The sequence below is a fragment of the Pseudacidovorax sp. DMC4 genome (assembly GCF_056314265.1).
This window is the reverse complement of the sequence record NZ_JBQUYR010000023.1, coordinates 35,541-55,019: the sequence shown is the minus strand read 5'-3', so window position 1 is coordinate 55,019 and position 19,479 is coordinate 35,541. Positions and strand designations below refer to the sequence as shown.

Below are 19,479 nucleotides of genomic sequence, written 5' to 3'. Positions count from 1 at the left end.
GCACCGGAGGGGAGTCGGCGCGCAGCGCCGACCGCCCCACTTGAAGCGCCGACACGCCCTCACCGGCGCCAGGGCCGAACCACCGCCCACAACCGGACCATCGCCGGGACCAGTCCACCGCTAGAAGCGAACCATCGGAACAAACGAACGGCCGGCCGACATCAAACGCCAATCACCCAACCCGCGACACCCGCCACTTCGCCAGCAAGGCCTGCGGCGCGTACGACCGCTTGCTCCGCCGGAACCCGGGATTGCCCATGTCCTGCTCGAAGTTCAACCAAAGCACCGGACGCGCGAACGACCGGCAGAAGTGCTGGAACATGAACGGGTAGATGCCCACATGGCTGTCCAGCCCCTTGGCGAACCGGATGGCGAACACGCCCGGCTCCAGCGCCTGCGCGAGCACGAAGGCCACCGGCTGCGATTGGACGAAGTACACGAAGCCTTCGAGGCCGAAGCGTCCGGCATGCGCGATGGCCTCCAGGCACGCGTGCTCGTCGGCCTCGCCGGCGCCCTTGCCCTTCTGGACCATCCAGCCCGCAAGCACCTCGCGCGCTGCCGCTTCGACCGCTGGACCGAAGGGCACGGCCTCGGGCACATGATGGGCCAGGAACTGCCGCACCAGGTTGCGCTTCTTGGCCAGGGCCCGCCCCGCATAGTCGCGGAAGGACTCGGCCGCGTAGAGGTAGTCCGCATCGTCTTCGTTGGCGCTCCACACGAAGCGTCCGGCCGGCAAGACCTGGGTCTGATGCTCGGCCACCGGATAGAGACAGCCATGCCTCTCGATCAACGCATCCAGCACCGCCAGCGGCGCCGTACCGATGTCGAAGAGCGGCATGAAGTGCCCGGCACCGTCGTAGGTACGACCCACCACGCCCGGCCACTCGCCGGGCACGAAGCGGTACGCATGGGCCTCGCGGAACAGGTACAGGTTGGAGAAGGCATGGTCCGACAGCGCCTGCGCGCCCTGCCCCGTACGCAAGGCCGCCAGCGCCGCGTCGATGTGCGGCTGCAGGTCCAGCGTGATCGGCAGGCCGTTCAAGCGACGGGGTCGAGGTAGTCCACGCGGCGCACGCCGGGCGGCGGCGCGCTGGCCGGCTCGCCGGCAAAGCACTGGGCGATCTGCAGCCATTCGCGCGCGGCGCCGTCGCTGTAGCGCAGCGCCGTGTCGGCGACATTGCGGCGCTGCGTCACCAGCAGGCAAAAGTCCTCGGCCGTGCCGCGCACCCACTCGGACGAGGCCGGATCGCCCCAGGTCCAGGCACCCTCGCTTTCTGCGCCGCCGGGTGGCGTCTGCAGTTCCACGTACGGCACCACCGCCGGCACGGGCAGGCCGCGGTTGACGAAGCTCCAGCCGAAGGTGGTCACGCCGATGTGCGCGATGTGGCGAAGCCGCGTACCGGCCGGGCGGCGACGCCGCACCACGTCCCACACGTCCTGGCCATGGGCCCAGGTCTCCATCAGCCGCGCAGTGGCGAAGGAGCGCGCGCTCATGCTGGGGCCGTACCAGGGCAGCCGGGCCTTCGGGTCCAGCGCAGCCAGGGCGTCGGTCAGTTGCGCGGACACCGGCTCCCAGTGCGCCAGCAAGGCCGCGCCATCGAGATGGCCGTACTTCTCGCGGGCGATGGCACTGATCTCACGGCCAGCCGCCAACTGAGCCGTCAGCGCAGCGGTATCCCGTGCGAAGGCCTCGGCGTCGGTCGCTGCCAGGAGCGCCGTCTCGTCGAAGTACAGCAGGTGCGCGATCTCGTCCCACGGCGTCCAGCCGTAGAAGTCGCTGCGCAGGCGCCACTGTTCGGGGCTCAGGCCGCGCACCAGCCCGGCCAGTTCGGCGTACTCGGCGCGCAGGTCGTCGATGGTGTCGTTCATCGTGGTCGTCGTCTTGTCGGTTCGTCGCGTTCAGATGCCCAGTTGCCGCGCAGCCAGGTCCTTCATCACTTCCTCGGCACCGCCGCCGATCATCATGACCTTGACCTCGCGGTAGATGCGCTCGCTCTTCGTGCCGCGCATGAAGCCCATGCCGCCCAGCAGCTGGACCGCCTGGTCGGCGCAGAACTGCATCGTCTGCGTGGCCTGCACCTTGGCCAGGCAGACGCGGGCCACCAGCTGGGCCGGCTGCGCCAACTGGTGTTCGATGCGGTAGGTCAGGTCGTAGAGCAGCGCACGCGTGGCATCGATGCGCATGGCCATGTCCATCAGCTTGTGACGCACCACCTGCCGTTGCGACAGCACGCTGCCGCCCACGCTGCGCTGGCGCGTCCAGTCCAGCGCCTCCTGCATGCAGACCTCGGCGTAGCCACAGGCCAGCACCGCCATGAACAGGCGCTCGCTGTTGAAGTTGTTCATCACCAGCTTGAAGCCCTGGTTCTCTTCGCCCACCCGATGCGCCACCGGCACCCGGCACTGGTCGAAGCGCAGGTGCGCGGTGTCGGAGCTCCACCAGCCCATCTTCTTGAGCGGCGTGCGCGTCAGGCCGGGCGTGTCGCCATCGATCACCAGCAGCGAGATGCCGCCCGCGCCCTTGGCCGTCGGGTCGGTGCGCACCGCCGTGGTGATGAAGTCCGCCCTCACGCCGGAGGTGATGAAGGTCTTCTCGCCGTTGACGATGTAGTGGTCGCCGTCGCGCACGGCCGTCGTGCGCAGGCTGGCCACGTCCGAGCCGCCGGAGGGCTCGGTGATGGCCAGGGCCGCGATCTTCTGGCCCGCCAGCACAGGTGGAATCACCCGCTGGCGCAGCGCTTCGCTGCCGGCCTTGAGCACGGGGGGCAGCGCAATGCTGTGCGAGTTGAGCGAGGCCTGCACCCCGCCCCCGCCGCAGCGCGCGAATTCCTCGGCCACGATCAGCTGGTAGAACAGGTCAGCGGGGGTGCCGCCATAGGCCTCGGGGTAGCCCAGGCCCTGCACGCCAAGCTCGGCCATGCGGGCATAGAGCGCACGCGGAAAGGTCTCCGCCTCGTCCCACTCGTGCACATGGGGCGTGACCTCGCGGGCGATGAAGTCGCGCAAGCTCGCGCGGAACTGCTCATGCTCCGGCGTGAAATGGAAGGGAAGCGGCGGCGCTTCGAGCAGGTCCATGCAGGTCTCCCGATGTCGCTGCAAGGCTAGCGTCAGAAACGCGACCGGTCTTGTGCGAACTGGCTGCGCCAATGCCGCCACACGAGCGGATGGAGCGCCCGGCCGAGACAGCGAGTTGGCGCAAGCCCGGCACCGGCCACCTCGCTACGCTGACCGCTTCAGAGGAAACGCGCATGACAGACACGCCGAACAACGCCTCCCGCACGGTCCGCATCGGCGGCGCCTCGGGCTTCTGGGGCGACAGCATGGTGGCCGCGCCGCAGCTCGTGAAGGGCGGCCGGCTCGACTACCTGGTCTTCGACTACCTGGCCGAGACCACCATGGCCATCCTGGCCGCGGCCCGGACCAAGAACCCCGAGCTGGGCTACGCCACCGACTTCGTCGACATCGCCATGAAGCCCGTGCTGGCCGAGGTCAAGCGCCAGGGCATCAAGGTGGTCAGCAATGCGGGCGGCATCAACCCGCACGGCTGCGCCGCGGCGCTGAAGGCCGCGGCCGAGGCGCAGGGCATCGCACTGCGCATCGCCGTGATCGAGGGCGACGACGTGAGCAGCCTGATGCCCGGCCTGCGCGCCGAGGGCGTGCGCGACATGTTCACCGGCGAGGCCCTGCCCGAGAAGGTGCTGAGCGCCAACGCCTACCTGGGTGCCGCGCCCATCGCCGCCGCACTCGCAGCCGGCGCCGAGGTGGTCATCACCGGCCGCTGCGTCGACAGCGCGGTCACGCTGGGTCCGCTGATGCACGAGTTCGGCTGGACGGCCACTCAGCACGACCTGCTCGCGTCGGGCAGCCTGGCCGGCCACATCATCGAATGCGGCTGCCAGGCCACCGGCGGCCTGCACACCGACTGGGAGGACATCCCGGACTGGGCGCACATCGGCTACCCCATCGTGGAATGCCACGCCGACGGCAGCTTCGTCGTCACCAAGCCGGAGGGCACCGGCGGCAAGGTGATCCGCGCAGGCGTGGTGGAGCAGTTGCTCTACGAGATCGGCGACCCGGGCGCCTACCTGCTGCCCGAGGTGAGCTGCGACTTCCGCGAAGTGCGTGTCACCCAGCAGGGCGAGAACCGCGTGCACGTAAGCCCGGCCAAGGGACGCGCGCCGACGCCCCATTACAAGGTGTCGGCCACGCAGCTGGACGGCTTCCGCTGCGCGGGCAGCATGGTGATCATCGGCCTCGACGCCGAGAAGAAGGCGCGGCGCACGGCCGAGGCCATCCTCGAGCGCACCGGCGAGATCCTGCAGGTCCAGGGCCTGCCGCCCTTCACGTCCACCTACATCGAGGTCATCGGCGCCGAGACGCTTTACGGCCCGCACGCCCGCACCCACCAGGCGCGCGAGGTGATGATGCGCGTGGTGGCCAACCATCCTCAGAAGGCGGCCCTGACCATGTTCGCGCGTGAGATCGCGCCTTCCGGCACGTCCTGGTCGCCGGGCACCACCAGCCCCGGCGGCGGGCGGCCGGCGGTGTCGCCGCTGGTCAAGCCCTTCGCCTTCCTGCTGGACAAGGGCGCGGTGAAGCCGGGTTTCGTGCTCGACGGCGTGCGACATGCAGTGGCCATTCCTGCCGGCGCGCAGGCCTCGCCCGTGCCTGCCCTGCCCGCCCCAGCCGACTGGACCACCGACGAGCCCGCCACCGAGACGGTGCGCCTGATCGACCTGGCCTGGGCGCGCAGCGGCGACAAGGGCAACCTGTCCAACATCGGCGTGGTGGCGCGCCGGCCGCAGTGGCTGCCGCTGCTGTGGCAGGCGCTGCAGCCGGCGGTGGTGGAGGCCTGGTTCAGGCACCTGCCTGCCGGGCACGTCACGCGCTACCACCTGCCGGGCACGGATGCGATGAACCTGCTGATCCACGATGCCCTCGACGGCGGCGGCCCGTCGTCCATGCGCATGGACCCGCTGGGCAAGGGCATGGCCCAGATGCTGCTGGACATGCCCATCGCCGTGCCGCCGAGCGTGGCGGCCGAAGCCCTCAGGCGCGCGGGCCGAGCATGATCACCGCCATGCCGGCCAGGCACAGCGCGACGCCGGACAGGTCATAGGCGGTGGGCGCGACGCCATCCACCCGCCAGAGCCACAGGATCGCCACGCCCACATACACGCCGCCATAGGCTGCATACACGCGGCCGCTGCCGGTGGGATGCAGGGTCAGCAACCAGGCGAAGAGCGCCAGGCTGGCGGCGGCCGGCAGCAGCAGCCACGCCGAGCGGCCCTGACGCAGCCACAGCCACGGCAGATAGCAGCCCACGAGCTCGGCCAGGGCCGTGAGCACGAAGAGTGCGAAGGTCTTGAGCAGGTACACGGTGGGCATTCTGCATGGCGGTGCCTCGCCAACTGCGCCGCCCGCGGCTAGAGCACGACCTCGTCCACCCGGTACTCGAACAGCCAGTGGTAGCGCTCGTGCACACGCTCCGGTCGCCACTCGCGGTCCACATAGGCGGCCGCGCCCGAAGCACTGGCCAGTTCGGGGTTGTGGAAGCGGCGTCCGTTCTCGGTCGACTTCTCCACGATGCGGGTCGTACGTTCGAGGCGTGCGGCTTCGTAGCGACGCAGCGCCTCAGGCGCGTCGTCGATCTCGGCCAGCGCACGGCCCAGCACGAAGCCGTCCTCGATGGCCATGGCAGCGCCCTGCGCCAGAAAGGGCAGTGTGGGATGCGCGGCATCGCCCAGCAGCGTCACCCTGTCCTGCGTCCAGCGCGCAAGGGCGGGCCGCGCCATCAGCGCCCAGCGGTACGGCACGTCGATGTGGCGGATCAGCGCATGCACATCGTCATGCCAGCCCTCGAAGTCGGCATGGCATTCGGCATGCGTGCCGCGCTGCGTCCACGATTCGGCCACCCAGCGGTCGGTCTCGACGATGCCGACGAAGTTCATCAGCTGACCGCCGCGCAGGGGGTAGTGGATGACATGGCGCCCGGGCCCGACCCAGTTCGTACCGACCGGGCGCACCAGTTCGACCGGCAGGCGGCCGATCGGGATCACGCCGCGCCAGGCCATGCAGCCCGAATAGACGGCGGGCCCATCGCCGAAGAGCTGGCGGCGCACGGCCGAGTGCACGCCATCGGCGCCGATCAACACACGCCCGCGGTGCTCCGAGCCATCCGCCAGCGTGAGCGTCACGCCGTCGGCAGTCTGGGAAAAGCGCTCGCAACGCGCGCCCAGGCAGAGCGCGTCGGGCGCAAGGGCGCGGATCGCCTCCACCAGCACCCGATGCAGGTCGGGCCGGTAGAGCGTGTAGTAGGGATGGCCGTATTCCGCCACCGACGCATCGCCCAGGTCGAAGAGCTTCCAGGTCTGGCCGGTGCTCCAAAGCCGGATCTCCTTGCCCATCGGCTCGGCCGCGACGCGGGCCAGCGGCTCGGCCAGGCCCAGCAGATGCAGCGCGCGGGTGGCGTTGGCGCTCAGCTGCAGGCCCGCGCCCACCTCGCCAAGCTGCGCGGCCTGCTCGAAGACGCGCACGGCATGGCCGCGACGCAGAAGCGCCAGCGCAGCGGTCAGGCCGCCGAGGCCGGCGCCTGCGATGAGGATCGGGTCAGGCATCGCTCACTCTCCCGTGACACCGGCCTGCTGGATGATGCGCGCCCACTTCGCGGCATCGGTGGCGATGACCTGACCGAAGGCCTCGGGCCCATCCACGCCGGGCTCCACGCCCTGATCGCTCAATACCTGCCGGATCTCGGCCGTGCGCGATACCAGTGCCATGGCCTTGCGCAGCGTCTCCAGCACGGCAGGCGGCGTTTCCTTGGGCGCCACCAGGCCGAACCAGGAGTAGGCCTCATACGGCTTGCCGAGGGCGGACTGCAGCGTCGGCGTCTGCGGCAGCGGCGCGTAAGGCTGGGTGCCGCCCACACCAAGGGCGCGCAGCTTTCCCGTCTTGACGAAGGGCTGCAATGCAGCCGCGGTGTCGAACACCAGGTCCACCTGTCCACCGATGGCATCGGTGATCGCCGGGCTGCCACCGCGGTAAGGCACGTGGGTCAGCTTGATGCCGGCGACGTCGGCATACAGCTCGGTCGAGAGGTGACCGATGGACCCCGTGCCGGCCGTGCCCACGGTCAGGCGTCCGTCACGTGCCTTGCGGGGCAGGTCGGCCAGCGAGGCGATGCCGCTGGCCGGCGAAGCCGCCAGCATCATCGGGCCGCGCAGGGCCATGCCGATGGGCACGAAGGACTGGGCGTCGTAGCGCAGGTTCTTGTAGAGGCCCGGCGCCACGGCAAGCGTGCTGGTGCCGCCCCACAGCAGCGTGTAGCCGTCGGCAGGCGCGCGAGCGACGAAGGCGCTGCCGACGGTGCCGGCGGCCCCCGCACGGTTGTCGATGATCACCGGCTGGCCCAGTGTCTCGCCCAGCGCCTTGCCGTACACCCGGGCACTGGCGTCGGTGGGACCGCCCGCCGGGAAAGGCACGACGATGGTGATGGCGCGGGAGGGATAGGGAGCCTGGGCCAGCGCCGACACAACGGGCAAGGCCATCAGCGAGGCCGCGAGGGCGCGGCGCACAAGGGAAGTCATGGGTCTGTCTCCTGAAGGGGCGACCGGCACATCCCGCCGGTCCGATGCCCGATTGGAAGCGGCATGGCCAGCAAAGTAAAAGTCAGAAATAAAATCAATTGATGACTGATCTTTATCAAAGAAAAGTCGGGCCATGAACCTTTCGGCTCGGCAGTTGCGGGCCTTTGTGGCCGCCGCGCGGGTGCAGAGCTTCACCCGCGCGGCCGAGCAGTTGCACGTCACCCAGCCGGGGCTGAGCGCGATGCTCCGAGAGCTGGAGGCCCAGCTGGACTGCCGCCTCTTCGAGCGCACCACGCGCAGCGTGGCCCTCACGGCGCAGGGCATGGCCTTCCTGCCCACGGCCACGCGCGTGCTGAGGGAGCTGGACGATGCCGCTGCATCCCTGGGCCGCATCACAGCCACGCAGAAGCGTCGGCTGTCGGTGGGTGCCACGCCGGTCATTGCCTCGTCGGTGCTGCCGCAGGCCTGCGCGGTCTTCGCGCAGGCCCATCCGAACGTCGAGGTGGAGGTACAGGACCTGGACCGCGCGTTGATCTACGAACGGGTGCAGAGCGGGGTGCTCGATGCCGGCTTTGGCGCCTTCCTCACCACCTCGCGGGCGGTGCGCCGACGCAAGCTGCTCGATGCGCAGCTGCTGCTGATCCTGCCGGCGGACGAGTCACCGACGGAAGCTGCCCCATTGCGCTGGAAGGAAGCTCCTCGTCACGGGCTGCTGGGCTTGCCGCCCACCAACCCCATCCAGCAGCAGGTGGAGGCCTCTCTGCGCGACAGCGGCGAACCCGGCCAATTCGTGCAGAGCTTCAATCACCTGCACACGCTGCTGGCGATGGTCGAGGCCGGCCGCGGGGCGGCCGTGCTGCCCTCCTTCGTGGCTGGCGCCGCGGCGCGCTATCGCGTCGCGCTGCATGCACTGCGGCAGCCGGTGGTGCCCGTCGACTTCTTCGAGATCACCAAGGCAGGCCGGGAAGAAAGCGACGTGCTCACGGCATTCGCCGAATGCATCACGGCGGTGCTGTCACCCTGGACCTCCGCTGTCGGCGCACCACAGACGCGCGGCCGGTCCACCCGATCCCGCGCTTGAGCTGAACGGGGGCGACGCCCGTTTCAAACGGGGCAGACGCGCCGCCCGCATGGGTCAGCCTGGCGACGCCCAGATGCGCGCCCAGGTGCGCCCGAGCATCCCGCGCGCGTCACGGATGCCGTTCTGCAGCACCACCGGCACTGGCTGCCAGGCGCCCGCCTCCCGGCGCGCCACGCGGTAATTGAAGCTGTAGTCGGGTTCCGCGCCCATGCGCAGGTCCGACACGATCAGGTCGTCTCCGTCCCGTGCCGCCTTCATGAAGCCATGGGTGAACCAGCGCAGCCGCGCCACGGCGCGCTCCTGCGACAAGGCCTCCAGCGCCTGCACCTCGCTGGCGTGGGGCGTGAAGTGCATGGCCCCGCTGTCGGCCACCAGCGAACGCTCGCCCTCCAGGAAGCCATCGGGCGTCATGACCACCACGCGCCACAGCAGCGTGTTGAGCGGCGACGCCACGACCAGCCGTGGCGCGTCCCGCAAACCCTGGGCCGCCAGCGCGCGTGCCGCGATGCGGTCCACCCACTGCTGCGCGACGAGGCTCCAGCCCAGGTACAGGCTGCTGAGCACCAGCGCGCCAGACAGCCATCGCCGGCCGCGTGGACGCGGCCCCGCCACCGCGGCCACGATCACGGCAATGAGCAAGGGCAGGGTGTAGAGCGGATCGATGATGAACACGCTGCCGCCCATCACAGGCGGCGTCGGCGAAGGCCACCACAGCTGCGTGCCGTAGACGGTGAAGGCATCGAGCAGCGGATGCGTGATCAAGGCCAGCCAGATGCCGACGAGCCAGCCACGCGGCGCCTCGCGTACCCGTGCGCTCCAGCGCCGCGCCAGCAGCCAGATCAGCCAGCCGGCGACGAGCAGCACCGGCAGCGAGTGCGAAGGGCCGCGATGCCAGGTGACGTTGGTCACGGCATCGACGCCCATCCCGGACAGGACCAGGCCATCGAGGTCGGGCAAGGTGCCGAGCACGGCACCGGCGACGAGGGCCACGCGCCGGTCGCGGGCCGGCACGGCCACGGCGGCGACCGAGGCGCCGAGAACGATCTGGGTGAGGGAGTCCAAGCGATGTCGCCCCAGGGAAGGTCAAAAAACGGAGTGCGGATCGTCGCTTATGCGCCCGCCGCCGCCTGCCGGACATGGCCGACCAACGCGGCGCGCCATTGGACGACCTGTGGCAGTGACGCCAGCTCGGCGCGCGTGATGAAGAACATGGGGCCCGACGGCAGGGGCCGCTGCAGCAGCAGAGCCTTCACCACGCCGCGTGCCTGGTAGTGCTCGACGGCCGTCTGCGGCGCCACGGCCAGCAACCGGCCGGCGCCGGCCAGCGTCAGGCTGGTGTGGAAGGAGGTCGACTCCACCGCCGCCGCCGGCGGCTGCAGGCCACTCTCCAGGAACCAGCGCTCGACGTTGCGCCGCGTGTTGGTGGCCGGCGGCGGCAGGATCCAGCGCTCGGCCTGCAGCGTCGCCAGGGTGTGCCGCCGGCGGCCGACCAGCGGATGGCCGGGCGCGGCCGCGATGGCCATGCGCTCTTCCCACAGCCGCTCGATCTGCAGGTCGCCCGGGGCGTCCTCGCCGGCTTCGAGGCGGCCGATCACGCAGTCGACCTCACCGTCGCGCAGCAGGCGCATGAGCTGGTCCACGTTGGCCTCGCGCAGCACCAGCCGGGGCAGTTGCCCGGCTGCATCGACGTGGGCCGTGACCGCGGGCAGCACGGCCACGGCGACCAGCGGCAGGATGCCCATGCGCAGCACCGGCGTCGCCAGCGCCGCGTCCGCGCCTGCCGCGGCATCGAGCGCGCCGAGCGCCACACGCAGCCGGTCCAGCGCCACGCGGCCGGCGGGGCTCAGCCGGGCGCCACGGGCGCTGCGCTCGATCAGGCCGACGCCCAGCGCGGCCTCGATCTCCTGCAGCATCTTGGTGGCGCCCGGCTGGCTCACCTGCAGGCGCTCGGCGGCAGCACTGAGCGAGCCGGTCTCGGCCACCCAGTGCAGCAGCCGCAGGTGCCGCACGCGCAGGCGGTCCATGCGCCGGGCACGGCGCTCCTCATCGCGGGCGGTGGAAGCGGGCTGGGATCCTGTTTGAGCCATATCGATCGGTGATGGCTTCTTTCGAAACCAATAATTGTGTGGCATGGCCCGCGATTCCAGAATCGGCGTATCGAACGACGGAGACAACAGCAATGAACGAGACGACCCTGCGTCGGCGCCGGCTGCTGCTCGGCGCCCTGGGCCTGGCCGCCGGTCGCGGTGCCCTGGCGGCCGCGCCCGAGGCGACGGCGCGCTACCCCGAACGGCCCGTGCGGCTGATCGTGCCCTACGCCGCGGGCGGTGGCCCCGACGTCCAGGCCCGCCTGCTCGGCCCCGTGCTGGGCAAGCAACTCGGCCAGGCGATGGTGCTGGAGAACAAGGTGGGCGCTGGCGGCATCCTGGCGGCCGAATACGTGAACCAGCAACCGCCCGATGGCTACACCCTGCTGCTGGGCAGCTCCACCCACGTCACGCAGAAGCTGCTTCAGCCCTCGGTCAAGTTCGACCCCCAGGCCTTCAGCCACATCTGCCGCACCGGCACCAGCGCCTGCCTGCTGGTGGTGGGCGCCGATTCGCCGCTGCGCAGCGTGGACGACCTGCTGGAGGCCGCACGGCGCGATCCCGGCCGGCTGAACTACGCCTCGGGCGGCATCGGCAGCGCAGCCCATCTCTTCGCGGCGGCCTTCCTGTCGGCGGCCGACGTGCAGGCCACCCATGTGCCCTATCGCGGCTCGGTGGAGATCGGGCTGGCGCTGATCCGCGGCGATGCGCAGTTCGCCTTTCCTGTGATCTCCACCGCCCTGCCCCAGGTGCGTGACGGCAAGCTGCGCGCCCTGGCCGTCACGGCCGGCGAGCCCGACCCGGCCCTGCCACAGGTGCCCACGCTCAACGAGGCCCTGCGGCGTCAGGACCTGAATTTGGTGTCGTGGTCCGGCATCTGGGGACCGCCCGGCCTTCCGGATCCTCTGGTGCAGCGCCTGTTCGGCGCCGTGCGCGCGGCCATGCAGGACGCAGGCCTGCGCGCCGCCTACGCACGCGACGGCACGGTGCCCAGCGTGTCCGAGTCGCCCGCCGAATTCAGCCGCTTCGTCGAGCGCGAGACCGTGCGCTACCGCACGCTCATCGCCCGCAACCGCATCAGCCTTCCATGAGCACCGCCACCATGCCCTCGCCCGCCCCGCTCGCGCCCGTGACCGACTTCGCCCCGCTCGCCGGGGTGCGCATCCTGGACTTCTCGCATGTCATCGCCGGCCCCTTTGCCACATTCCTTCTGGCGCAGTTGGGCGCGCAGGTCACCAAGGTCGAGAGCCTGGACGGCGACGTGATGCGCCGGGCCGGCCAGGGCGGCGACAAGTTCCTGGCCCTCAACGCCGGCAAGCACCACCTTCGGCTGGACCTGCGCAGCGAGGAAGGCCGGCACCAGGCCGAGGCGCTGGCGCTGGCCAGCGACGTGGTGGTCGACAACCTGCGGCCCGGCGTGCTCGAAGGCTTCGGCCTGGGCTATGCGGCCCTGCAGGCGCAGCATCCGGGCCTGCTGTACTGCACCATCTCCGGCTATGGCCGGGGTGCGGAGGAATGGCGCGCCCGCCCGGCCTACGACCACGTCATCCAGGCAGCGAGCGGCATGGCCTGGATGGCCGGCGCCGAGGGCGATCCGCCCGTCAAGACCGGCTTTCCCGTCGTCGACTCGGCGACCGGCCTGCTGGCCGCACTGGCCATCCTGAGTGCGCTGCGGGAGCGCGAGCGCAACGGCCGCGGCGCGCTGGTCGACGTCTCCATGGCCGGCGCGGCGCTGCAGCTCATGTACCCGCTGGCCTGTGACGCGCTCACCACCGGCAGCGTGCCGCCGCGCGTGGGCAACCAGGGCTACTCGGGCAGCCCCGCGGCCGACTTCTTCCAGGCCGAGGACGGATGGCTCGCCATCGGCGCGAACACGCCGCGCCAGTTGCAGGCCGTGCTGCAGGTGCTGGGCCTGGGCCACCTGGCCAGTGATCCCGCCGTGTTCGCGCAGCCGCTGGATGCGGGCGGCCCCGTGAGCTTCGTGCGGGCGCTCGACCCTGCCGCGCTCAAGACGGCACTGGCCCGTGCCATCGCGTCGCGCGGTGCCGCCGAACTCGAAGCCGCGATCAGCACGGCTGGTGCCCCGGCCGCTCGACTGCGCACCATCGCCGAATTCAGCCGCGAGGCGGCCGACAACGGCTGCATCGGCACCGTGGCGCTGACCGAGGGCGAGACCACGGTGCGCTCGACGGGGCTGGGTTTCCAGGTCTACCGGCCGCTGCGCTGAGGCGCACGCGCCGCGGTGTGTTGCGCGGATGGCGGACGCTCAACGCACGTCGATGGCCTTGGCCGTTGCCGTGGCGTCGAAGACCAGCCGCCGCGGCCACTGCGGCCAGGCTTTGCCCAACGACGGGTCGTTGGGATCGCCGCTGCGCGCGAAGGCGCCCAGGCTGGCCATCATGGCCTGCGACAGCGCCAGCCGCCCCGGCGCATTGGCCCGGCTGAACGAGATGTTGGCGAACAGCGAAGGGCCGAAGTTGCCGAAGACGAAGGGCAGGTCGAAGGCATGGGCCGCGCCGAAGATGCGGTCGAAGGGCGCGGGCAACTCGTCCCATTCGAACTCGTAGGCCCAGAGTTCGCGCTGCCGGCTGTGCAGCGCATCCATCATGTCGTCGCGAATGGCCGCGAACCACAGGCGGTCGAGCTCGGCCGCGCGCGCATCGAAGCCGGTGCGCGGTGCATCGGTGGGCAGGTACGCGGGTGGAATCCATTGCTCGATGCGGGTCTGCGGCGGCCCGTCGGGGTCGTAGCGGTAGGCCAGCGCAAAGACGGCCGCATCGTCCAGCAGCCGGCCGCTGGTGCCGCCCAGGTCCGGCCGCAGCGCGAAGAGCTGGGGAAAGAGCTTGGTCTCGTCGCGCGCATGCCCTGCCAGCACCGGCACCTTCACATAGCGGCCGGCGCGCACCGCGGCGATCGGGTCCGGGGGCAGCACCCAGCCGTCGGGAATGGGATTGGAGGCAGCCATGCCGCGGGCGGCGAGTCGCGTGCGGACCAGATCGAGCAGCGTGTCGGCCGGCATGGCGCGCAGCCAGGCTGCCAGCTGGGCCGGAGCAGCATCGCGTGCGAGCTGACGGGCCTGCGCTTCGTTCGCCGCATGGCCGCCCGCCACCAGACCTTCGAGCATCAAGGCCTCTGCGCGCGCTGCCCAGACGGTCCGGGGCAGCACGCCGGCGATGGCACCGCGCGGCAGCGTCGCCGCCGTGGACAGCCCGCCACTCAGCGCGGCCACGCGGTGGAACAGCGGCCGCTCGCGCGCCACCAGCATCGGCGAGACCAGCAGCGCATCGACGTTGACCGCGCCCGCGGATTGGCCCATGAGCGTCACGCGGTCGGGATCGCCGCCGAAGGCCGCGATGTTGCCGGCCACGAACTCCAGCGCACGGGTGATGTCCAGCAGGGCGAAGTTGCCCGAGTCCTCCTCGCGCTGGCCGGTCTTTAGCGACGCCGCATCGAGGAAGCCGAAGATGCCGAGCCGGTAGTTGACGCTAACGACCACGGCGTCCTGCGAGCGCGCCAGCGCCGCCCCGTCATAGACCGGGTCGGCGGTGTAGCCGCTGATGTTGCTGCCGCCGTAGACGAAGACGATCACCGGCCGCGGCGCTACCGGACGGGAGGCAGGCGTCCAGATGTTGAGGTAGAGGCAGTCCTCCGACCCCACGGTGCGGCCGAGGGCGGTGCCCACGGTCTCGTCGTAGCGGTTGTTCAGACCGGGACCGTACAGCCGTTGCGTCTGGACGCAGGCCGGGGCGAAGTGGGTGGCGTCGCGCACCGCGGTCCACGGCTGCGGCGCCTGCGGCGCGCGCCAGCGCAGCGGGCCGATGGGCGGCTGCGCATAGGGCACGCCCGTCCAGCGCCACGTGCCGTTCTGCGTGGCGTCATCGCGCCCGGCGACTGGGCCGAAGGTGGTGTCGCGCCGTAGGGCGTTCGCGCCCGAGCCCGCGCCCGGGCCGGCACAGGCGGCCACGCCGATGATGGTCGCCACGACGCTCGCCAGGCGCAGCACGCGGGCCAGCGGCCCGGCCCCAAGAATGACGCGGCTCATGATTCGGCCGTGATGTTGGCGGCCTTGATGATCTGCGCCCACTTGCGCGTCTCGGTGCCGATGAAAGCGCTGAAGGCCTCGGCCGTGCCGCCGCGCAGTTCCAGCCCGGCAGCCTCGGCTTTGCGCCGCACATCGGCGTCGGCGATGGCCGCATTGATCTCGGCATTGAGCCGCTCGACCACCGGCGCCGGCGCTCCGGCCGGCGCCAGTAGGCCGTACCAGCCATAGCCCACCACCTGCGCCAGGCCCTGCTCGCGCAGCGTGGGCGCGTCGGGGTAGAGCGGCGTGCGCGTCTCGTTGGCCACGCCCAGCACGCGCAGCTTGCCGGCCTGGATGTGCGGCACCGCGGTAGAGATGGCGGTGAGCGTGGCATCGATGCGCCCGGCCAGCAGCTCGGTGTAGGCCGGCGCATCGCCGCGGTACTGCACCACGATGCCCTTGGCGCCGGCCGCGCGCAGCAGCAGTTCGGCCGTGAGGTGCGGCGCCGAGCCCGCCCCCGGTGAGCCGAAGGTCGCGCCCTTGGGATTGGACTTGGCGTACTGCACAAACTCCGCCAGCGTCTTGTACGGCGCCTGCGCATTCACCACCAGGAAGAGCGGCGCGATGGCCGTGCTGCCGATGGCGGCGAAGCTTTTGTGCACGTCGTAGGGCAGGTCCTTGTAGAGCGCCTCGCCGATGGCGATGGGCGCGGCGGCATGCAGCAGCGTGTAGCCGTCGGGCGCGGCCTTGGCCACGTAGTCGTTGGCGATGCGCGTGCCGGCGCCCGCCTTGTTCTCGACCACCACGCTCTGTCCGAGGCGGCGGCCGAGAAAGTCGGCCAGCACCCGCGTGAGGATGTCGTTGGAACCGCCCGCGCCGTAGGGCGAGACGAGCCGGATGGCCCGCGCGGGCCAGGCATCGGCCGCAGCGGCATCAAGCGACCACGGCAGCGCCAGGCCGGCAGCGGCGGTGGCCAGGAAAAGGCGGCGGGGAAGGTTCTGGCTCATGTCGTTGTCTCCGTTCTTGCTTTGTCGTCGGGTCGCTCAGAGCCGCCGGATCGGCGGGTAGTCGAAGCGCAGTGCCAGGTGCGCCTCCTGCGGCTGGTAGAGGCGCAGCACCACGTAGAAGGGCTCGCCGGCCGGCGCCGGCAGCCAATTGAACCCCGGGCCGGGGTCCTCGGCCTGAAGGCGGATCGCCAGGCTGCCGTCGGGGCCATGCACCAAGCCCGGCGTGCGGTCGCCGATGGAATAGCGGTCGATGGGGTTGGCCACGAAGAGGCAGTCGCTGCGGCGGTACATGGTGAGCGACCAGAACGCGCCGACCTGCGGCCCGCAGCCAGGGGCGAAGCGCAGCTCGTAGCGGTGGGCGCCATCGAGCACGGAGCCGTCGGCGTCCACCTCGGCAGTGGGGTACATCGCCTCGTCCATGCCCAGCGCGCCGATGAAGTTGCGCGCGATGCGGGCGCGGGTGAGCCAGTCGTCGCCCCAGTGCGTGCGCACCATCACCGGGATGGCCCAGCCGCCGCCCAGGTCGTGCGGCTGGCCGGCGGTGCGCAGGTGCTCGTACACCGCCGGCAGCGCGGCGGCCAGGGCCTCGCACGCGGGTGGCCAGGCCAATGTCTCGCCCTCCGGCGGCGGGTTGCCGGCCAGCGCGGCATCCACCACGCGCCGGTAAGTGGTGGCGTCGGGTACGCGGATGTCGCGGCCGTCGATGCCCGTGTCGACACGCATCGCGGCGTCGCTGCCGTCCAGCCGCTGCATGCGCAGCGCGGCCTGCAGGCGCTGCACCTGCTGCGCATCCGGTCCGTCGTCCTCCACCAGGATGCGGCCGATGAGCCAGACGTCGTGGCCCGGGGCGGCAATGACCTGCGTCACCTCCGGCGGCACCGTGCCCTGCCAGCCCGGGCCGTGCACCAGCGTACGCTGCGGCCGGTTGCCGGTGGTGCGGCGGCCCACGTAGGCGAAGGGATTGGTCCAGGCATCGAGCAGGCCCAGCGTCCAGTAGCGATCGCCCATGTCCGGCGATTCGATCAGCACCGGCCCCTCGGACAGGTCCAGCCAGGCATTGCTGTAGACGGTGTCGTTGTTGGGGCTGACCACCTCCTTGTCCTGCGGACCGAGCCGGCGGTGGGTGTGGGTGAACTGGTTGACCCAGCGCCAGTGCGAGTCGCGCTCGGGCGCCGCGAATCCATTCTGCGGATGACGCCGGGCGGTGGTGGCGGCACGCATGCGCATCATCTCGAACAGCGGCAGGGTCTGGATCACCGCCTGCTCGGCGGCATCCGGATGGACAAGGTGGGTGTCAGGGCTCATCGGGTCGTCTCCGTCTCGTTGTTCTTGCGGCACCCACCGACGACGCCGTCGCGGCGCAGGGCGTCGATCTGCTCGGGCGAGAAGCCGAGGTCGGCCAGCACGGCCTCGGTGTCGGCGCCCACGGCCGGCGCCGCGGGCGGGGCGGCGCGCGGGGCGTCGTCCAGCGTGTAGGGCAAGGCCAGCGTGGTGTAGCGGCTGCCATCGGCGGCCACCGCCTCGACCAGCATGCCGCTGGCCTGCACGTCGGCGCTCTGCAGCACCTGGCCGTAGCTGCGCACGGCGCCCACCACGATCTGGTTGCGGCTGAGCAGGGCCACGCATTCCTCGCTGCTGAAGGCGGACAGGCACTCGCGCAGCACGGTGCGCAGTTCGGCGCGATGGCGCACCCGCTGCGCATTGCTGCAGAAGCGCGGGTCGTCGACGAGCGCCTCGCGACCCACCACGCGGCAGAAGCGCGCCCAGTGCTCGTCGGCATAGGCCGAGAGCACGATGTGGCCGTCGCGCGTGGGCACCACCTCGGCGGCCGGCGCGTTGTGGGGCTGGCCGTCGCCGATGCGCGTGGGCTCGGGCGCGCCGCCCAGGTAGTCGCTCCAGGTGGTGGCCTGCAGGTGCAGCGCCACTTCCAGCAGCGAGGTGCGCACCGTGGCGCCCTGCCCGCTGCGCTCCCGCCCATAGAGCGCGGCCAGCACGGCCTGCGCGCCCAGATGCGCCGCCGCCGCATCGACGATGGGCACGCCCACCTTCTGCGGCAGCCGGTCGGGCTCGCCGGTGACGGACATCAGGCCGCTTTCGGCCTGGGCCGCGATGTCGTAGCCGGGCCGTCCGCGCGACGGCCCCTGCATGCCGAAGCCGGAGATCGACAGGTAGACCAGACGCGGATGGCGGGCACGCACCGCGTCGGGGCCGAAACCCAGCGCCTCCACGGCGCCTGGGCGCAGGTTCTGCACCAGCACGTCGCTGGCGCCGATCAGCCGCCAGGCCACGGCGCGGCCCTCCTCGCGCTTGAGGTCCAGCGCGATGGACTGCTTGCCGCGGCTATAGGCGCGCAGCATCGATTCGCCGTAGCGCCCGATGTGGCGCGCCTGGTCGCCGGCCAGCGGCTCGATCTTGATGACCTGGGCGCCCAGTTCCGCCAGCACCATGGCGGCACCGGGTCCGGCGATGTACTGGCCCATGTCGATCACACGCACGCCATCGAGCGGCGTGGCGGCGCGGACTGTCTCGGTCTCTTGGAAGCTCATGGACCGCGAAGTTACCGGCGGCGGCCATTCTTGAAAATTCAATAATCGTGAGGTCGTGATCACCAGGCGCTATCGCCGACCACCCCCATGGACAGCCGGACCGACCACCTCGTGCGCAAGCTGCGTCTGCGCCACCTCGAACTGCTGGTCGCGCTGAGCGAGACCGCCACCATGCGCGGGGCGGCCGCCCGCCTGCACCTGAGCCAGCCGGCGCTGAGCAAGATGCTGGGCGAGATCGAAGCCTGCTTCGACGCCCGCCTCTTCGAGCGAAGCCACCAGGGCATGCAGCCCAATGCGCTGGGCGCGAGCGCCGCCTACCGCGCGCGGGCGGTGCTCCATGAACTGGAACGCGCGACCGAGGAGGTGGCCGCACTGAAAAGCGGCGCTGTGGCTCTGCTGCGCGTCGGCGCGCCGTCGGTGACGGCTGCCGTGCCCGCCGCGGTGGCCGAGCTGCGCCGCCAGGTGCCCGGCACTGTCGTGCAGATTCGCGAAGGACGCGTGCACGAGCTGATCCAGCGGCTGCTGGCGGGTGAACTCGACTGTGTGTTCGGCGCAGTCACGCCCGAGCTGTTGGCCGCCGACATCATGCCGAGGCTGGAGCCCGTGCTCATGCTGGAGGACGAACTGCACGTGCTGACGGCGGGGGCCCTGCCTCGCCCCGATAAGGGACGCCTGCGCTGGACCGACCTGCGGGATGCGCCATGGATGGTGCCTCCGCGCGACACGCTGGTGCGTCAGGCCTTCATGACCGCCTTTCTCAATGAGGCCGCGGCGCCGCCGACACCCGTGATCGAGGTCATGTCCTCCGTGACCATCGGGGCGCTGCTGCGAGCCGATCCCACCCTGCTGTGCGCTGTTCGCCGCGAGCACGCCACCGACGAACTGGCGCGTGGCGGCGTGCACCGCGTGGAGGTCACGCCCCGCGTACCGCTGCCCTCCTTCGGGCTGTTCATGCGGCAAGAGGACCTGCAGCGCCCGCCTGTCGTCCTTGCTTTTGCGGAAGCACTGCGCCGCGTGGCAAGGCCGCCACGGCCGCAGCGGCTGGATGCGCGCAAAACCCTCGAAGTACGAAGAACTTAGAGATCGTGACAAATTGTGTCACTAAAATCCGCGTGGTTTGCTGGGGCGCTTGTCTTTGCGGCCAATCCCGC

17 protein-coding genes are annotated in these 19,479 nt (G+C 71.0%); 5 read left to right on the top strand and 12 right to left on the bottom strand.

What is annotated here, in order from left to right; all coding sequences use genetic code 11:
* Window positions 1–172: 172 nt before the first annotated feature.
* The 3 genes from ACT54X_RS28065 to ACT54X_RS28055 are packed head-to-tail and all read right to left on the bottom strand — an operon-like array spanning window position 173 to window position 3,075.
* Complete coding sequence (locus ACT54X_RS28065; RefSeq protein ID WP_294373002.1) at window positions 173–1,042, bottom strand: phosphatidylglycerol lysyltransferase domain-containing protein; 870 nt, start codon at window positions 1,040–1,042, stop codon at window positions 173–175.
* Window positions 1,039–1,869: a TIGR03084 family metal-binding protein gene (locus ACT54X_RS28060; protein ID WP_294372999.1), complete on the bottom strand. Its 831-nt coding sequence runs from the start codon at window positions 1,867–1,869 to the stop codon at window positions 1,039–1,041. Before ACT54X_RS28060 ends, ACT54X_RS28065 begins: the two co-directional genes overlap by 4 nt.
* A 30-nt stretch (window positions 1,870–1,899) precedes the next feature.
* Window positions 1,900–3,075, bottom strand: a complete 1,176-nt coding sequence (locus tag ACT54X_RS28055) for an acyl-CoA dehydrogenase family protein (protein ID WP_294372997.1) — start codon at window positions 3,073–3,075, stop codon at window positions 1,900–1,902.
* Between the two features lie 173 nt (window positions 3,076–3,248).
* Here ACT54X_RS28055 and ACT54X_RS28050 point away from each other — a divergent pair, with 173 nt between their 5' ends.
* Window positions 3,249–5,072 carry an acyclic terpene utilization AtuA family protein gene (locus ACT54X_RS28050; protein ID WP_476349874.1) on the top strand — a complete coding sequence of 608 codons (1,824 nt, stop codon included), beginning with the start codon at window positions 3,249–3,251 and terminating at the stop codon, window positions 5,070–5,072.
* Here ACT54X_RS28050 and ACT54X_RS28045 read toward each other — a convergent pair.
* From ACT54X_RS28045 to ACT54X_RS28035, 3 genes are read right to left on the bottom strand one after another with little or no spacing between them, the layout of a single operon-like run.
* The gene (locus tag ACT54X_RS28045) at window positions 5,050–5,379 is read right to left on the bottom strand and encodes a YnfA family protein (protein ID WP_476349872.1); all 330 of its coding nucleotides are present in this window, start codon (window positions 5,377–5,379) and stop codon (window positions 5,050–5,052) included. The two genes, ACT54X_RS28050 and ACT54X_RS28045, sit on opposite strands and share 23 nt — an antisense overlap.
* A 47-nt stretch (window positions 5,380–5,426) precedes the next feature.
* On the bottom strand, window positions 5,427–6,617 hold the full coding sequence (locus ACT54X_RS28040; protein WP_476349870.1) for an FAD-dependent monooxygenase: 1,191 nt from the start codon (window positions 6,615–6,617) through the stop codon (window positions 5,427–5,429).
* A gap of 3 nt (window positions 6,618–6,620) precedes the next feature.
* Window positions 6,621–7,586 (bottom strand): Bug family tripartite tricarboxylate transporter substrate binding protein, encoded by a 966-nt coding sequence (locus ACT54X_RS28035; protein ID WP_476349868.1) that lies wholly within the window; start codon window positions 7,584–7,586, stop codon window positions 6,621–6,623.
* A gap of 133 nt (window positions 7,587–7,719) precedes the next feature.
* Between ACT54X_RS28035 and ACT54X_RS28030 the strand changes: the two genes are divergently transcribed.
* Window positions 7,720–8,667, top strand: coding sequence for a LysR family transcriptional regulator (locus tag ACT54X_RS28030; protein WP_294372989.1), 948 nt, complete (start codon window positions 7,720–7,722; stop codon window positions 8,665–8,667).
* Between the two features lie 54 nt (window positions 8,668–8,721).
* On the opposite strand, the gene ACT54X_RS28025 is transcribed toward ACT54X_RS28030, so the two are convergent.
* Together ACT54X_RS28025 and ACT54X_RS28020 are read right to left on the bottom strand one after the other, a co-directional pair.
* Entirely contained in the window at window positions 8,722–9,729 is a 1,008-nt protein-coding gene (locus ACT54X_RS28025; RefSeq protein WP_476349866.1) for a metal-dependent hydrolase, read from the bottom strand.
* A gap of 47 nt (window positions 9,730–9,776) precedes the next feature.
* Window positions 9,777–10,691, bottom strand: coding sequence for a LysR substrate-binding domain-containing protein (locus ACT54X_RS28020; RefSeq protein WP_476349864.1), 915 nt, complete (start codon window positions 10,689–10,691; stop codon window positions 9,777–9,779).
* Window positions 10,692–10,846: 155 nt separating this feature from the next.
* Here ACT54X_RS28020 and ACT54X_RS28015 point away from each other — a divergent pair, with 155 nt between their 5' ends.
* Window positions 10,847–11,845, top strand: coding sequence for a tripartite tricarboxylate transporter substrate binding protein (locus ACT54X_RS28015; protein WP_476349862.1), 999 nt, complete (start codon window positions 10,847–10,849; stop codon window positions 11,843–11,845).
* Window positions 11,842–12,981 carry a CoA transferase gene (locus tag ACT54X_RS28010; protein WP_476349860.1) on the top strand — a complete coding sequence of 380 codons (1,140 nt, stop codon included), beginning with the start codon at window positions 11,842–11,844 and terminating at the stop codon, window positions 12,979–12,981. Before ACT54X_RS28015 ends, ACT54X_RS28010 begins: the two co-directional genes overlap by 4 nt.
* A 39-nt stretch (window positions 12,982–13,020) precedes the next feature.
* Here ACT54X_RS28010 and ACT54X_RS28005 read toward each other — a convergent pair whose 3' ends face one another.
* Genes ACT54X_RS28005 through ACT54X_RS27990 form a run of 4 tightly spaced genes read right to left on the bottom strand, consistent with a single transcriptional unit; the run spans window position 13,021 to window position 18,328 of the window.
* Window positions 13,021–14,796 carry a carboxylesterase/lipase family protein gene (locus ACT54X_RS28005; protein WP_476349858.1) on the bottom strand — a complete coding sequence of 592 codons (1,776 nt, stop codon included), beginning with the start codon at window positions 14,794–14,796 and terminating at the stop codon, window positions 13,021–13,023.
* A complete protein-coding gene (locus ACT54X_RS28000; RefSeq protein WP_476349856.1) occupies window positions 14,793–15,782 on the bottom strand; it encodes a Bug family tripartite tricarboxylate transporter substrate binding protein in 990 nt (329 codons plus the stop codon). Before ACT54X_RS28000 ends, ACT54X_RS28005 begins: the two co-directional genes overlap by 4 nt.
* A 36-nt stretch (window positions 15,783–15,818) precedes the next feature.
* Window positions 15,819–17,087, bottom strand: a complete 1,269-nt coding sequence (locus ACT54X_RS27995; protein ID WP_294372974.1) for a DUF1254 domain-containing protein — start codon at window positions 17,085–17,087, stop codon at window positions 15,819–15,821.
* Window positions 17,084–18,328, bottom strand: a complete 1,245-nt coding sequence (locus ACT54X_RS27990) for a CaiB/BaiF CoA transferase family protein (RefSeq protein ID WP_294372972.1) — start codon at window positions 18,326–18,328, stop codon at window positions 17,084–17,086. The genes ACT54X_RS27995 and ACT54X_RS27990 overlap by 4 nt, the downstream gene beginning before the upstream one ends.
* 87 nt (window positions 18,329–18,415) lie before the next feature.
* On the opposite strand from ACT54X_RS27990, the gene ACT54X_RS27985 reads away from it, so the two are divergent.
* Window positions 18,416–19,408, top strand: coding sequence for a LysR family transcriptional regulator (locus tag ACT54X_RS27985; protein WP_294372970.1), 993 nt, complete (start codon window positions 18,416–18,418; stop codon window positions 19,406–19,408).
* Window positions 19,409–19,479: the final 71 nt, after the last annotated feature.